Annotated in this window: 16 protein-coding genes; 5 read left to right on the forward strand and 11 right to left on the reverse strand. The window is 72.3% G+C overall.

Annotated features, from left to right (window positions below; all coding sequences use genetic code 11):
- Positions 1-13: 13 nt before the first annotated feature.
- On the forward strand, positions 14-502 hold the full coding sequence (locus Adu01nite_RS01610; protein ID WP_203724396.1) for a protein-tyrosine phosphatase family protein: 489 nt from the start codon (positions 14-16) through the stop codon (positions 500-502).
- A 167-nt stretch (positions 503-669) separates the two neighbouring features.
- Here Adu01nite_RS01610 and Adu01nite_RS01615 read toward each other — a convergent pair whose 3' ends face one another.
- The 10 genes from Adu01nite_RS01615 to Adu01nite_RS01660 all read right to left on the reverse strand — a co-directional run bounded on the left by Adu01nite_RS01615 (position 670) and on the right by Adu01nite_RS01660 (position 10,089).
- Positions 670-1,722 (reverse strand): alpha/beta hydrolase, encoded by a 1,053-nt coding sequence (locus Adu01nite_RS01615; protein WP_203724397.1) that lies wholly within the window; start codon positions 1,720-1,722, stop codon positions 670-672.
- Positions 1,723-1,792: 70 nt separating this feature from the next.
- The gene (locus Adu01nite_RS01620; RefSeq protein WP_203724398.1) at positions 1,793-2,491 is read right to left on the reverse strand and encodes a hypothetical protein; all 699 of its coding nucleotides are present in this window, start codon (positions 2,489-2,491) and stop codon (positions 1,793-1,795) included.
- Complete coding sequence (locus tag Adu01nite_RS01625; RefSeq protein ID WP_239132053.1) at positions 2,488-4,668, reverse strand: phosphatidylglycerol lysyltransferase domain-containing protein; 2,181 nt, start codon at positions 4,666-4,668, stop codon at positions 2,488-2,490. Before Adu01nite_RS01625 ends, Adu01nite_RS01620 begins: the two co-directional genes overlap by 4 nt.
- 223 nt (positions 4,669-4,891) lie before the next feature.
- Positions 4,892-5,575: a hypothetical protein gene (locus Adu01nite_RS01630; RefSeq protein WP_203724399.1), complete on the reverse strand. Its 684-nt coding sequence runs from the start codon at positions 5,573-5,575 to the stop codon at positions 4,892-4,894.
- Positions 5,572-6,453: an ABC transporter ATP-binding protein gene (locus tag Adu01nite_RS01635; protein ID WP_203724400.1), complete on the reverse strand. Its 882-nt coding sequence runs from the start codon at positions 6,451-6,453 to the stop codon at positions 5,572-5,574. The genes Adu01nite_RS01630 and Adu01nite_RS01635 overlap by 4 nt, the downstream gene beginning before the upstream one ends.
- On the reverse strand, positions 6,450-6,803 hold the full coding sequence (locus Adu01nite_RS01640) for a GntR family transcriptional regulator (RefSeq protein ID WP_203724401.1): 354 nt from the start codon (positions 6,801-6,803) through the stop codon (positions 6,450-6,452). Before Adu01nite_RS01640 ends, Adu01nite_RS01635 begins: the two co-directional genes overlap by 4 nt.
- A gap of 81 nt (positions 6,804-6,884) precedes the next feature.
- Positions 6,885-7,241 (reverse strand): hypothetical protein, encoded by a 357-nt coding sequence (locus tag Adu01nite_RS01645; protein ID WP_203724402.1) that lies wholly within the window; start codon positions 7,239-7,241, stop codon positions 6,885-6,887.
- Positions 7,242-7,265: 24 nt separating this feature from the next.
- Positions 7,266-8,369, reverse strand: a complete 1,104-nt coding sequence (locus Adu01nite_RS01650; protein ID WP_203724403.1) for a cystathionine gamma-lyase — start codon at positions 8,367-8,369, stop codon at positions 7,266-7,268.
- Positions 8,366-9,361: an NAD(P)H-dependent glycerol-3-phosphate dehydrogenase gene (locus tag Adu01nite_RS01655; protein ID WP_203724404.1), complete on the reverse strand. Its 996-nt coding sequence runs from the start codon at positions 9,359-9,361 to the stop codon at positions 8,366-8,368. The genes Adu01nite_RS01650 and Adu01nite_RS01655 overlap by 4 nt, the downstream gene beginning before the upstream one ends.
- Entirely contained in the window at positions 9,358-10,089 is a 732-nt protein-coding gene (locus Adu01nite_RS01660; protein ID WP_203724405.1) for a lysophospholipid acyltransferase family protein, read from the reverse strand. Before Adu01nite_RS01660 ends, Adu01nite_RS01655 begins: the two co-directional genes overlap by 4 nt.
- A gap of 127 nt (positions 10,090-10,216) precedes the next feature.
- On the opposite strand from Adu01nite_RS01660, the gene cofC reads away from it, so the two are divergent.
- The 4 genes from cofC to Adu01nite_RS01680 all read left to right on the forward strand — a co-directional run bounded on the left by cofC (position 10,217) and on the right by Adu01nite_RS01680 (position 14,329).
- Complete coding sequence (gene cofC, locus Adu01nite_RS01665) at positions 10,217-10,861, forward strand: 2-phospho-L-lactate guanylyltransferase (RefSeq protein ID WP_203724406.1); 645 nt, start codon at positions 10,217-10,219, stop codon at positions 10,859-10,861.
- An 18-nt stretch (positions 10,862-10,879) separates the two neighbouring features.
- The gene (locus tag Adu01nite_RS01670) at positions 10,880-11,077 is read left to right on the forward strand and encodes a cold-shock protein (RefSeq protein WP_203724407.1); all 198 of its coding nucleotides are present in this window, start codon (positions 10,880-10,882) and stop codon (positions 11,075-11,077) included.
- 238 nt (positions 11,078-11,315) lie between these two features.
- A complete protein-coding gene (locus Adu01nite_RS01675) occupies positions 11,316-13,445 on the forward strand; it encodes an RNA degradosome polyphosphate kinase (RefSeq protein ID WP_379131268.1) in 2,130 nt (709 codons plus the stop codon).
- Entirely contained in the window at positions 13,445-14,329 is an 885-nt protein-coding gene (locus Adu01nite_RS01680; RefSeq protein ID WP_203724409.1) for an NUDIX hydrolase, read from the forward strand. The genes Adu01nite_RS01675 and Adu01nite_RS01680 overlap by 1 nt, the downstream gene beginning before the upstream one ends.
- On the opposite strand, the gene Adu01nite_RS01685 is transcribed toward Adu01nite_RS01680, so the two are convergent.
- Positions 14,286-14,723 (reverse strand): hypothetical protein, encoded by a 438-nt coding sequence (locus Adu01nite_RS01685; RefSeq protein ID WP_203724410.1) that lies wholly within the window; start codon positions 14,721-14,723, stop codon positions 14,286-14,288. The two genes, Adu01nite_RS01680 and Adu01nite_RS01685, sit on opposite strands and share 44 nt — an antisense overlap.
- Between the last annotated feature and the right edge of the window lie 4 nt (positions 14,724-14,727).

Below are 14,727 nucleotides of genomic sequence, written 5' to 3' on the forward strand. Positions count from 1 at the left end.
GAACTACGGGTTCATGAGAGCATCACTCCACGTGATCGCCGGGCTGGGTTCCGGCCAATTGGCGACGATCGCACACCCTCGCGGCGACGGCTGGGAGGCGGAGGAACTGACCGCTCTGGCCGACACCGGCGTGACCGTGCTGGTCTCCGCGCTGACCACCGTCGAGCAGCAGCGGATGGGACTGGCCGGCACCGCGGCCACCGCCGCTGCCCTCGGGCTGGACTTCGTCTCGTTCCCGGCCGCCGACGGCGCCATCCGCGAGGAGGCGGCCCGGGTCGTCGTCCTGGCCGGCCGGCTGGCCGCCCACGTGCGGGCCGGCCGGTTCGTGGCGACGCAGTGCTTCGGCGGCGTCGGCCGGTCCACGCTGCTGGCCTGCACGACGCTCGTGCTGCTGGGCATCGCTCCGGGCGACGCCCTGCGCCGGGTGACCGGCGGCTCGGAGATGCCGGTCACCCGCGACTGGCTCTACGAGCTGTCCGCCCACCGCACCGCCCAGATCTAGCCGTGATGGCCAGCCAGATCTAGCTACCCAGATCCGGCAGCCCAGATCTGGCGCGTTCGGATCTGGCGCGTTCGGATCTGGCGCGTTCGGATCTGGCGCGTTCGGATCTGGCGCGTTCGGATCTGGGCTGCCCAGATCTGGGCTGCCCAGATCTGGCGCGTCGGGGACTAGCGCTTTGAGTCGGCGGTGCACCGGGCCGGGCGGGCCAGGTGGGCCGACAGCCAGTCGAACGCCGGGCCGTCCATCTGGCGCCAGACCGCGTGGCTGTGGCCGCCGTGCGGGACGACCGCGCTGACCACGCTGAGCGGCGGCTTCGCCAGCTCGACGATGCGCCGCGAGCCGTCCCGGGCGTCGACGTCGTCGTCGGCCCAGCCGACCCACATGGCGACCGATGGGCGCGGGAGGTGGCTCAGCCGCCAGGCGATGTTGTTGGTCGTCTTCTCGCTGTGGTCACCGACCTTGATGCCCGGATCGGCGTAACCGGACAGGCTTGCCGCGGCAGCGTATTGGTCCGGGTGCTTGAGCAGCAGGTTCATCGCACAGAACGCCCCCGCCGAGTAGCCGGTGAGCGCCCAGCCGGCGCGATCCCGGCGAACATGCAGGTGAGCGCGCGCCCAGTCGGGAACATCCTTGGTCAGGTACGTCTCGGACTGCGGCCCGCCGACCATGTTCGTGCATTCGGTGTCGAGCAGGCGGTCGGGTGTCTGGTACGGCAGGAGCACCACGGTGGGCGCCATCCGCCCGGCCGCGATCTCCCGGTCGAGCCGCCCGGCGATGTCGATCCGCCGGATCCAGGACTGCGGCGTGCCGGGATAGCCGTGCAGCGCCTCGATCACCGGGAAGTCGAGGTCGCGGTCCGGCGGGGTGAAATAGGCCGCGGGCAGGTAGACCGTCATCGGCATGTTCATGCCGCTGGCCGGCCCGGGCACCTGATAGGTCACGAGCCGGCCCTTCCCCGGCTCCGCGGTGGTCTCGGGCGTCGCCTGCTCCGGCGCCGGCGGTTCCGGTTCGTCGCCGGTAAGCGCGCTCCAACTCGGGTAGGTCTCGGTGAGGCGGTTGACCTCGACCGCCGACGCGGCCACGACGCCGAGCACGACCGTGACGATCAGCGCGGCCCGGCCGAGAAGACGCGCACGGTCCCACCACAGGGCCAGCCCGGCGGTGGCAGCCAGGACGACCAGCAGGCTCACCGCGACCGTCCACGGCCCGTCGATCCTCACGACGGCACCTCTTCCCGGGCAGCCAGCACGACCAGCACGCTCACCGCGATCACCCACGGCCGGTCGAACCTCATGACGGCAGCTCTTCCGGAGCGGCCAGCGGTGCCGGCAGGTCGCGGGTGGCCCGCTCGAAGTCCGCCGCGGTGTGCCCGGCGATCACCGGAGGGCGGCCGGGCCAGCCGGCGGCCAGGCTCGCCCACGGCCCGTCAGCGAGGATCACCAACCGGTCGGTGACCCGGGCGTCCCGGGCGAGGCGACCGGACAGGTCGGCGAGGGCCGCCACCGTGGTGTCGGCGGTCGGTGCCAGGGCGACGGTCAACGCTCCGGCGGCCGGGCGGATCTCCGCCGCCTCGGTCGTAGTCGTCAGCACGAGGATGACCGGGAACGTGCGGGCGGGTGTCGCGGCGTAGTCGGACGGCGCGATCAACTGCGGCGCGGCCGCCAGGTGCCAGGCCGCGGCCTCCGGCGGCGACCAGGTGACCGCGGCGTGTGAATCGAGCGTGCCGTCGAGCCGGCCGGCCGACGTGGACGGAACGGTGACGACACTCGCCGCGCCGCCGAGCGCCTGCCAGGACGGGTAGAAGCTGTCCTGCCGGTTGACGATCAGGCCGGCGCCGGCCACCACCAGCGCTTCGACCACGACCAGCCCGACGATCCGCACCGGCATCCGCCACCGGCCGGCAAGCCGCCACCCACGCACCGTCGCGGCGACCGCGCCGATCGCCAGCGCCCAGGTCAGCAGAATCAGCGGCAGCCCGACCAGACTCACGCCGCCGACCCGGCGCCAGGCTTCGACCGAGCAGAGTCGGCCGCAGGTTTCCGCAGTGCATGGCCGGCGCCAGACTCCGAACCGGCAAGGCCGGCGGCAGACTCCGGGCGGGCAGCACCTGCGGCAAGCTCAGGGCGGGCAGCGCCGGCTGCGGGCCTCCGCCGTGCAGGGGCGGCAACAGACTCAGGGCCGCCAGGGTCGGCGGCAAGCTCCGGGCGGGCAGGGTCGGCGCCACGCCCCGGCAGCGCAGCGCCCGCGGCAAGCTCCGGGCGGGCAGCATCGGCCGCGGGCCTCCGCCGCGCAGGGCCAGGCTCGGGGCCGGCAGGGTCGGCAGGGTCGGCAGCAAGCGTCGAGCGGGCAAGGCGGGCTGCAGGATCCGTGGGGGTGGGGGCGGCGACCGGCTCCGCGAGGGTGGGGGCGGCGGTGAGCTCCTGGTGGGTGCTTCGGCCGGGGAGGAAGGACTCGGCGCTCAGGGCGGCCACCGCGATGCGGGGCAGGTCTCGGGCTGAGGGGAAGCACAGGAAGCGGGGCTGCCAGGACGGCTGGTATTTCGCGTTTGCCCGGTACAGGGATTCGATCTGCCACAGGCGGGACGCTGATCGCAGGATTCGGCACCAGAGTCTGGTCACCGGGCCGGCGCCCAGCTCCTCGGCTCGGGCGAAGACTGAGCGCAGGACCGCGAAGTTCAGGGAGATGCGGTCTACACCGGCGTCGGGGGCGGCCTCGATCGCCGAGACGACCATCAGCTCGGTGAGGCCGTTGGGGGCGGTGCGGTCGCCGCGCATCAGGTCGAGGGACAGGCCGCGCCGGCCCCACGGCACGAACTGCAGCAGGCCGCGCAGGGCGCCGTGCTCGTCGCGGCAGAGCACCAGCAGGCAGTCGCCGTCGGCCGGGTCGCCCAGGCGGGACAGCGCCATCGAGAAACCGCGCTCGACCTTGCCGTCGCGCAGGACGTCGGCGCAGGCCACCGCCTCGACCAGGGCCTCGGGTGCCAGGTCGCGCTGCCGGACCACCGTGCAGGAATAGCCGGATCGGCGCATCCGGCCGACGGCCTGCCGGACGCCGCGCATCGACCGGCCCTGCAGGGCGAAGCCGGCCACGTCGACGATCGCCTCGTCGCCGAGCTCGATGACGTCGAGGCCGGCCTTCTGGTAGGCCCGCCCGCCGGCGGTGCCGCAGGCGAGCACGGCCGGGGTCCAGCCGTGCTCGGCGCACTCGGCCAGGTATTTCCCGATCGCGCGCGGCCACTCCGAGGGCAGGCCGATCGGGTCGCCCGAGGCCAGGCCGACGCCGTTGACCATGCGGTAGGCCACCGCGGCCCGGCCGGACGGCGCCCAGACGAGTTGCTTGTCGGCGCGCAGCGCGAAGTAGCCCAGCGAGTCGCCGTCGTCGTGCCGGTCGAGCATCTCGCGCAGGCGGGCGCGGGCCTCCGCGTCGGTGGCCCGCCGGCCGGTGCTCGGCCGCAGCAGCAGGAACCCGCCCAGGCCGAAGGCCAGCAGGCCGAACGCGCCGGTGGTGACCGCCACGGTCAAAGCGCCCAGAGGGTATTGGAACTGGACCGGGCCGGTCACCCCGATCAGGCCGAGCGCGGCGTGCGCGGCCCAGCTCAGCACACCCGGGCGACCGTCGAGGCGGTTGACCCGGACGGCGATCTCGGCGAAGCCGAGCACGAAGCCGGCGCCCAGGAACGTCGCGCAGGCCTTGGCCGCCCGCCACCGGCTGCCCGGGTCACCGCCGGCGGTGAACTCGTCGCGCTTGGCCACCAGCAGCGCGACGATCACGCCCGCGAAGACGGTCGGCACCGGGCCGCCCTTGACCAGGTGCAGGGCGATGCTGACCAGGGAGAGCACGAGGGCCAGCTGCCAGGCCCGGCGCTTGCCGCGGCGCAGACCGGCGCCGAGGTAGAGCAGCAGGACGCCGACCACGCCGGTGGCGACCCGGGCGGTGAGCATGCCGGCGGTCGGCACCATGTCGGCGAGCAGCACGAAACGGTGGTGCCGGGGCGCCAGCACACAGATCACGGCGTCGATCAGGCCGACGAACTGCACGAGCCGGGCCACCGTGCGCCGCGACGACGGCGGGCGCACCCAACGGGTGAGCCCCTCCCCCTCGTCGTCCCGGCTGCCCGGGGTCGCCTGCGTCCCCGCCACCGATTCGGACAGCCGCTCCGTCGACATCTGTGCGTTTCCTTTCGCCCACCTGTGAAGCAGCATGGCGTGTCGGTGCAACGACCACGCCCGCCGATCCTGCGCGTCAGCGATGTGGACGGACCATAGGTCCTTCGACTGGATGTCACCGCCCGGCTCTGCCTTTCGGCTGATGCAGGCCGATGCAGACCGAGGTAGGTCGGAGCAGACCGAGGTGGTCGAAGCAGACCGAGGTAGGTCGCGGCCGGCCGCGCTAGCCGGCTGTTCGTTTTATCGGGACGTCGCTGATCACCCGATGGAACGCCCAGGCAGCCAGGGCCGTGGCCGCCAGCGACAGGGCCAGCGCGGCCGCATAGGGCAGCAGCGCCGTCATGTCACCGAACTCGTCGACGCCGAGCAGGGCGTCGGCCACCCCGGCCGGGATCGCGCCGCCGAGCATGACGGCCAGGCCGATCCGGGGGCGCCAGCGGTAGAAGCCCGCCGCGATCAGCGCGCCGGAAGTCATATAGCCGACTGCCTCGGGGAACACCTGGCCGAACTCGCTCAGCATGCCGGTGGCGGAGAGCACCGGGTAACCGCCGCCGCGCCGGTCGGCCGCGCCGAGCAGCACGCTCTCCAGGCCGTGGCCGAGCACCACGACCGCCGAGAAGGCGGCGGTCAGGATCAGGCCGAAGATCGCGGCGCCGGTCAGGAACTCGTGCCGGGTCGCGCCGTTCGCGACGAACTGGCGCAGCTGCATGACGACCAGCATGATGCCGACGACCAGCAGCCAGTATTTCGCGGCGTTGCCGGCGAGCACGAGCCACATGCTGAAGTCGAGGTGGCCGGCCCCGAACACGACCAGACCGGAGATGACCAGGTCGACGGTGATCAGGATGGCGGCGAACGGGATGATGATCGGCCGGTAGATGCGGAACAGGGCGTGGTGGACGCTCATCGGACGGCCTCCAGCCGCTGCGACGCTGACGTGAGGTGGATGAACAGGTCCTGGATGCCGACCGGGCCGAAGGTGAGCCCGGCCGCCTCGCCGCGGGCCACGTCGGCCGGCTCGGGCCGCCAGTCGAGCGTGACCTCCCGCACCCCGCCGAGACTCCGCTCGCCGAGCACCGGATGACCGCCGGCAAACGTGCCGACCGCCTCGGCCGGCCCGGTCACGGTGACGCCGCGGCCGCGCAGCTCGTCGGCCTCCTCGTGCAGCAGCACCCGGCCACGGTCCAGAATGATCACCCGCTCGAGGATGTCGGCGACCTCCTCGATCAGGTGGGTGGAGAGGATGATCGTGCGCGGCCGGGCCAGGTAGTCGGCGAGCAGCTCGCGGTAGAAGTGGCTGCGGGCGACCGCGTCCATCCCGAGGTAGGTCTCGTCGAGGATGGTCAGCGGGGCGCGGGCGGCGAGGCCGAGCACCGCGCCGAGGGCGGATCGCTGGCCGCGGGACAGGGCCGAGATGCGCTTGCGCGGGTCGAGCTCGAACAGGTCGGTCAACCGGGCCGCGTAGCCGGCATCCCAGCCCGGGCGCATCCAGCCGGCGAAGCACAGCACCGCGCGCACCCGCTCGGAGTCGTTGACGTCGAGGGTGTCGCGGATGAAGCAGGTCTGCCGCATCACGGCCGGATTTTCGAACGCGTCGGCGCCGTCGATGCGGACCGTGCCGCTCGCCGGGCGCCGATAGGAGGCGAGGGCGCTGAGCAGGCTGGTCTTGCCCGAGCCGTTGCGCCCGAGCAGGCCGTAGATCTTGCCGGTGGGCAGGTCGAGGTGCACGTCGTCGACGGCGACCGTCGAGCCGTATCGCACGGTGAGACCGTGCAGCTCGATCATCGCGCACCGCCGAGATGCCGGACGATCTCGTCGACGCCGATGCCGATGCGTTTCGCCTCGGCCAGCATCGGGTCGACCACCTCGGCGAAGAACCGCTCCCGCCGGTCGGCCCGGAGCTTTTCCCGGGCGTCGGGGCTGACGAACATGCCGATGCCGCGCCGCTTGTAGAGCACGCCCTCCTCGACGAGCTGGGCGAAACCCTTGGCCGCGGTGGCCGGGTTGATCTGGTAGAAGGACGCGTACTGATTGGTGGACATGATCTGTTCGTCCTCCTTGAGGGCTCCGCTCAGGACGTCGTTCTTGATCCCGTCGGCGATCTGCAGATAGATCGGGCTGCGGTCGTCGAACACCGGAGCCTCCCTAGTTCTGCGGTTCATTACTCATGTAAGGAACCATAGAACCAGCGCGCCACCGGAGACAAGGGGGACGGGTCAGGCGGCGAAGGACTGCGGCAGCACGCCGTCGTCCCAGAGCCGGTCGAGATGCGCGAGGAAGCCGACCAGGCTGCGCTCCAGCTCCCGGCGCTCGGGGCCGGTCAGGACGGCGAGCGGGTCGGAGAAGACCAGGCCGGCCGGGTGCTTGGCCCGGGTTCCGACGAACTTGCGGCAGCCGGCACACCAGACATAACTGACCAGGGTCGGGCGGCGGGCATTCTCCGGGTTCTGCACGTACGCCCGGAGACGGCGCTCGCCGCACGCCGGGCACACCCGCTCCCCCGGATCGGCGAAGAAGCTCTCGCCCTGCGTCAGCGCCGCGACCTCGTCACCGGAGAAGCTGTCCCAACCCATCCGGGCACGGTATCGCCCGGCGGCTCAGGCCCGGTCGAGCGCCGCCGTGAGATCCGCGACCAGATCGGCCGGGTCCTCGATGCCGCAGGACAGCCGCACGAATCCCGGTGCGGTGTCGTCGCCGAACTGCGCCCGCCGGTCGGCCGTGGTGTGCACCCCGCCGAACGAGGTGGCCGCGAAGACCAGCTCGGCCGCGGTCAGGAAGCGCGCCACCCGCTCGGCCGAGCCCAGGTCGAACGAGACGATGCCGGGGATCCGCCGCATCTGCGCCCGGGCCACCGCATAGGACGGGTCGGACTCGAGCCCCGGCCAGCGCACGCCGGTCACGTCCGGGCGGGCCGCGAGCAGGGTCGCGACCGCGGCCGCGTTCTCGGTCTGGCGGGCCAGCCGCAGGTCGAGGGTCGCGATCGAGCGGTGCGCCAGCCAGCAGTCGAACGCGCCCGGCACCGCGCCGGTCTGCCGGCGCCAGGTCTCCACCTTGTCGAGCAGCACGCCGTCGCCGCTGGACACATAGCCGAGCAGCACGTCGGAGTGGCCGGTCAGCGCCTTGGTGCCGGAGGCGACCACGACGTCGGCGCCGAGGGCGAGCGGGTTCTGGCCGAGCGGCGTGGCGGCCGTGTTGTCCACCGCGACCAGGGCCCCGGCCGCGTGCGCCGCGGCCGACACGGCGGTGATGTCGCACACGTCGAGGCCGGGATTGGCGGGGGTTTCGAGCAGCACCAGGCGTACGCCCGAGAAATCCGGATATGGCCCGGAGGTCGGCACCGGCAGCGACGCCACGCCCAGCTCCCGAAGGGTTCCCTCGGCGAACGCGCGGACGGTGAAGTAGCCGTCGGCGGGCAGGGCCAGCGTGTCGCCGGCGCGCAGCACCGAGAGCAGCAGCGCGGTGATCGCCGCCTGACCGCTGGAGAAGACCAGCGTGGGCGCGCCCTCGAGCTCTGCGATCGCCGACTCCAGCGCGCCGCGGGTGGGGTGCTCGGTGCGGGCGTAGTTGGTCTCGCCGGGACCGCTGACCGGGTCGAGGTGGAACGGCGCCGCGAAGACCGGCCCGGCCAGGAACGGATCGCCGACGGCCGGCTTCTCGGGCAGCCCGGCGTGCACCGCCCGGGTGCCATCCGAATAACTCATTCCGGCTTGATCTCCCGTCCCATCAGCATGCGGACCGCGACGCGGGGGTCGGCGCCCTCGTGGCAGACCCGCTCGACCTGCTCGGTGATCGGCATCTCGACGCCGGCCGCCCGGGCCAGGTCGCGGATCGCCAGGCAGCTCTTCACGCCCTCGGCCGTCTGCCGCGCGGCCACCTGGGCCTCCTCGAGCGTCTTGCCCTTGCCCAGCTGCTCGCCGAAGGTGCGGTTGCGCGACAGCGGCGACGAGCAGGTGGCGACCAGATCGCCGAGGCCGGCCAGGCCGGCGAAGGTCAGCGGGTCGGCGCCGAGGGCCACCCCCAGCCGGGCGGTCTCGGCCAGGCCGCGGGTGATCAGCGAGGCCCGGGTGTTGTCGCCCAGGCCCATCGCGATGGTCATCCCGTAGGCGAGGGCGATGACGTTCTTCACGGCGCCGCCCATCTCGCAGCCGATCACGTCCTCGCTCGTGTACGGCCGGAGGTAGGGCAGCGCGATGGCCTGCTGGACGGCCCGGCAGCGGGCGAGGTCGGTGCCCGCCACCACGGTCGCGGCCGGCTGCTCGGCGGCGATCTCGGGAGCCAGGTTGGGCCCGGTGACGACCACCACCCGGTCGGCGTCGACCCGGGCGGTCTCGACGATGACCTGGCTCATCCGCTTGGTGGTGCCGAGCTCGATCCCCTTCATCAGCGAGATCAGGGTCGAGTCGGGCGCGAAGTGGCCGGCCCACTCGGCGAGGTTGGCCCGCAGCGTCTGGGACGGCACGGCGATGGCGATCAGCGACGAGCCGTCGAGTGCCTCGGCCAGGTCGCTGGTGGCGGTGATCTCCTTGGGCAGCGTGACCGACGGCAGCGCGCCCTCGTTGACGTGCCGCTCGCGGATCTCGGTGGCGACCGACTCGCGCCGGGCCCAGATGCTCACGTCGCTGCCCGCCTCGGCCAGCATCTTGGCGAACGCGGTGCCCCAGGCTCCGGAGCCGAGAACGGTGGCACGCCTCATCCCGCATCTCCCGTCGCGCCGGCCCGCCGCGAGGGCCGTTCGTAGAGGCCGGTCGGTGGTTGTTCGTTGCGCAATTCGCCCACCAGATCCTGGATCTCGAGCATGATGTGCTCGGTCATCTGCTCGAGCACGGCCCGGCTCGGGGTAGCGCCGTTCCAGCGGGACAGGTCGATCGGCTTACCGGCGTGGACCGTCACCGGCGTCCGCGGCCGGAGGCTCAGCCGGCTCGTCCGCGGGTCGAAGATCCGCTCCGCGCCCCAGTTGGCCACCGGGATCACCGGCGCGCCGGTGACCAGGGCCAGCCGGGCCGCGCCGGTCTTGCCGCGCATCGGCCAGAGGTCCGGGTCGCGGGTGGTGGTGCCCTCCGGGTAGATCACCACGACGCCGCCCTGGTGGATGGCGTCGATCAGGACGTCGAGCGACTTCACCGCTTCCACACTGCCGCGTTCGACCGGGATCTGCTGCACCTTGCGCAGGAAGGGGCCCATCACCGGCACCCGCCACAGGCTCGCCTTGCCGAGGAAGCGTGGCCAGCGGCCGAGGCCGTAGATGTAGTGCGCCACCACCAGCGGGTCGAAGTGCGACACGTGGTTGGGCACGACGATGACGCCGCCGGTCGGCGGGATGTTCGCCATCCCGGTCCAGGTCCGCTTCGTCCAGACCTTCAACACCGGGATGCACAGATACGCCGCGAACCGTCGCCAGAATCCCAGCTTGCGCGGAGCCACGGCCCCTCCTGCCTAACCCGCGGCGTGTCCCCACCGCGGTTCCCCTTACCTCGGACGAATCATGCCTGCTCGCGGGCCGCGGGACCAGGCAGGGGTCGTTACCGTGACCGCTGGCAGACTTGCCCCCATGGTGCGGGACTGGACGGCGGTGATCCCCGTCAAGCGGCTGAGCGCGGCGAAGAGCCGCCTGCGTGGCGCCGTGCCGGCGCCCCGGCACGCCGATCTGGCGCTGGCCATGGTGTGCGACACGGTGTCGGCGGTGCTGGCCGGTGAGGCGGTGGGCGAGCTGGTGGTGGTGACCGACGACCCGGTCGCGGCGGCGGCGGTGGGCGCGCTGGGCGCGCGGGTGGTGCCGGACACACCGGCGGCCGATCTGAACGCGGCGATGCGGTTCGGCGCCGACGAGATCGCCGGACTCAACCGGTTCCGTGCGGTACTCGCCGGGGACTTGCCGGCGCTGCGGGCGGAACATCTCGACGAGGCGCTGAGCCAGGCCGGTACCCGCAGCTTCGTGGCCGACGCCGCGGGCACCGGCACGGTCCTGCTGACGGCCGGGCCGGGCGAGCCGCTCGATCCACACTTCGGGCTGGGCTCGGCGGCGGCGCACGCGGCCTCCGGCGCGAAGCCGCTGCTGGGTGACTGGCCGGGCCTGCGCCAGGACGTCGACACCCCGGCCGACCTGCGGCGGGTGCTCACCCAGGGCGCGGGCCGGCACACGTGTGACCTGTTGCGTGATCTCGGACTCACGGTGAGCTGCGTCCCGGCCGCCTGAAACCGGTAGCGTCAGGGCATGCAGGGCACGATCGCGACCTTCGACCCCGAGACCCGCAGCGGGACTCTCCTCCTGGACACCGGCGCTGAGCTGGCCTTTGATGCGACGGCCTTCGACCGGTCAGGGTTGCGCCTGCTGCGTTTGGGGCAGCGGGTCAATATCGACACGGAGCCTTCCGGCGCCGTGAGCCGGGTCACCATTCCCGGAATCGGTTGAGTTGATCAAGCTCTAGTTCGTTTCACGTTTCACCCGGAACCGCAATGATGGAGCGATGCAAACCTCGCCCCGGATCCCCGAAACCCGTCGGCGTGGCCCGAACGGCCGCTTCCTTCCCCAAGGCGACCAAATCCAGGCCGGCCACATCCCGGCCGACCAAATCCCGGGCGACCAGATCCAGGGCGAGAAACCCGGAAGCGACGATGAGGCGCCCGGCCCTACCGACTTGGAGCACATCGTGACAGAGCTGGCCGAAACCGAATCGGCGGCGGACGAGGCCTTCGAGTCGGACAGCGCCCCCGAGCTGCCCGAGGACCGTTTCCTCAACCGCGAGCTGTCCTGGCTCGACTTCAACGCGCGGGTTCTCGCCCTCGCCGAGGACCCGGGCACCCCGCTGCTGGAACGGGCCAAGTTCCTGGCCATCTTCGCCAGCAACCTGGACGAGTTCTACATGGTCCGGGTGGCCGGGCTGAAGCGGCGGCTGAGCGCCGGCCTGCCGATGCGCGGCGGTGACCGCATCTCGCTGCGCGGCCAGCTGGAGATGATCAGCCAGCGCGCCACCGACCTGGTCACCCGGCACGCGGCCTGCTTCGGCGAGGAGGTCCGGCCCAAGCTCTCCGCCGAGGGGATCGAGCTGGTCAGCTGGGGCGAGCTGGGCCCGGCCGAGAAGGAGCGACTGCGGACCTACTTCCGGGAGCAGGTCTTCCCGGTGCTGACCCCGCTCGCGGTCGACCCGGCGCACCCCTTCCCGTACATCTCAAGCCGCTCGTTGAATTTGGCTGTTGTCCTTCGGGAGCCGGACGGCGGTGCCTCGGAGCTGTTCGCCCGGATCAAGGTGCCGAACAACGTGCCGCGCTTCGTGACGGTGCAGAACGACAGCCGTGGGGTGCGCTTCCTGCCGGTCGAGGAGCTCATCGCGGTCCACCTGGACCAGTTGTTCTCCGGCATGCAGATCCAGGAGTGGCACCTGTTCCGGGTGACCCGCAACGCCGAGCTGGAGGTCGACGAGGACCGCGACGAGGACCTCCTGCAGGCCCTGGAGCGCGAGCTGGCGCAGCGCCGTTTCGGCCCGCCGGTGCGACTCGAGGTGGCCGCCTCGATCAGCGACCACGTGCTCGACACCCTGGTCCGCGAGCTCGACATGGCCAGCCAGGACGTGCTCCGGGTGCCCGGCCTGCTCGACCTGTCGTCGCTGTGGCAGGTCTTCGGCGAGTGCGACCGCGACGATCTGAAGGACCGGCCGTTCGTGCCGGCCACCCACCCGCAGCTCGCCGACGGCGAGGTGCCGCGCAGCGTGTTCAACCGGCTGCGGGAGAGCGACATCCTGGTCCACCACCCGTACCACTCGTTCTCGACGAGCGTCCAGCGCTTCATCGAGCAGGCCGCCGCCGACCCGAACGTGCTGGCCATCAAGCAGACGCTCTATCGCACGAGCGGCGACTCGCCGATAGTGGATGCGCTGGTCGACGCGGCCGCCGCCGGCAAACAGGTGGTCGTGCTGGTCGAGGTGAAGGCCCGCTTCGACGAGGTGGCCAACATCGCCTGGGCGCGGACCCTGGAGCGGGCCGGCTGCCACGTCGTCTACGGCCTGGTCGGCCTCAAGACCCACTGCAAAACCGCTTTGGTGGTACGCCAGGAGGGCAACCAGATCAGGCGGTACTGCCACATCGGCACGGGCAACTACCACCCCAAGACCGCCCGGCTGTACGAGGACTTCGGCATGCTGACCGCCGACCCCGAGGTCGGCGCGGACGTCACCGACCTGTTCAACGTGCTCACCGGCTACAGCCGGCAGCGGTCCTACCGCCGGCTGCTGGTGGCGCCGCACGGCGTCCGGACCGGCCTGGTCGACCGGATCGAGCGGCAGGCCGAGATCGCCCGCGAGGGTGGCGAGTCCCTCGTGCAGTTCAAGGTGAACTCGCTGGTCGACGAGGAGACGATCGACGCGCTCTACCGCGCCTCGCAGGACGGCGTGAAGGTCGACCTGATCATCCGGGGGATGTGCGCGCTGCGCCCGGGCGTGCCCGGCCTGTCGGACAACATCCGGGTCCGCTCGATCGTCGGCCGCTTCCTGGAGCACTCCCGGGTGTTCCGGTTCGGCCCGGGCGACGACTCCGAATACTGGATCGGCTCGGCCGACCTGATGCACCGCAACCTGGACCGCCGGGTCGAGGCCCTGGTCCGGGTGACGCTGCCGTCGGCGCAGCGCGACCTGAGCCGGGTTCTCGAGCTGTCGATGAGCGACGAGAGCGAAGGCTGGGACCTGGCCGGCGACGGCACCTGGCACCGCCGCCCGTTCGGCCCGTCCGAGCCGCACCGGCACCTGCAGGACGCCCTCCTGCGCCGCATCATCGGCAAGCCGCACTGATGGCGGATCAGGTTCGCGCCGCGGGCGGGGTGCTCCACCGCTCGACCGACGACGGGCAGACCGAGGTCTGCCTGGTGCATCGTCCGCGCTACGACGACTGGGCGCTGCCCAAGGGCAAGCTGGACGGCGACGAGCACCCGCTGGCCGGTGCGGTCCGCGAGGTGGCCGAGGAGACCGGCTGGACGGGCGTGCCCGAGTTGCGGCTGCCCACCGTCGCCTACGACCTGCCGGACGGCACGCCCAAGACGGTCGACTACTGGCTGATGCGGGCCGAGACCGGCGGCCCGGTGCAGGACACCGACGAGGTCGACCAGGTGGCCTGGTTGTCGCCGGCCGAGGCGGCGGCCCGGGTCAGCTACGCCGACGAGCGCCGGATCCTCGAGCAGGTGGCCGCGCTGCCGCCGGTGACCGCGGTGGTCGGCCTGGTCCGGCACGCGCACGCCGGCGAGCGCAAGGAGTGGAAGGGCAACGACGCGCTGCGCCCGGTCGACGAACTCGGCCGGGCCGAGGCCGAGCGGATCGGTGCGGTGCTGGCCCTGCTGCGGCCGAGCCGGCTGATCGCCGCCACCCCGCTGCGGTGCAAGCAGACCCTCGAACCCCTGGCCGCGCTGCTCGGTGGCACGCCGATCGTGCAGGACAGCGCGTTCGCCGAGCCGGCCGACGCGGACGAGGCACCGGCCAAGGCGAAGCTGGGCGCCCATCGGCTGCTCGAGCTGCGCGACGGCCGTTCGGTGCCGGTGATCTGCGGTCAGGGCAAGGTGATGCCGACGATGCTGGCCACCCTGCGCGACGAGAGCGACCCGGAGCCCTACAAGACCCCGAAGGGTGACGCCTGGCTGCTCACCTGGTCCGGGGACCGGCTGCTGGACGCGTCCCGGTTGTGACCGGCGGGCGGCGGGTGGGCATGACGTCCGCCCGCCACAGGCCGAGCAGGTCGCCGGTGAGCCAGCGGGCCCGGGACAACTCGTCCGGGCGCGGTTCCCAGTCGCGGAACGGCAGGTACGCCACCCGCCAGCAGAGCACGCAGGTGAGGTAGAAGCCGTACAACGGCACCGCACCGAGCCAGCCGTCCCGCGCCCGGTAGGACCCGGCCGGCGCGAGTACGCGCACGGCCAGGCCGCACCAGGCGCAGGTGACCAGCCAATCGAGCAGACCGTTACCGGTCCAGTCCTCGGCGAGGTCGCCGAGCGTCCAGCCCGGCACCACCGCCACCGCGAACAGCACGGCGGCGATCAGCGACCGGCTGGTGAGTCCCCGCGGCCTCGCTCTGTGCTCCATGCCC

This window comes from Paractinoplanes durhamensis (assembly GCF_016862175.1).
In the GTDB taxonomy this organism is placed as follows: Bacteria; Actinomycetota; Actinomycetes; order Mycobacteriales; family Micromonosporaceae; genus Actinoplanes; species Actinoplanes durhamensis.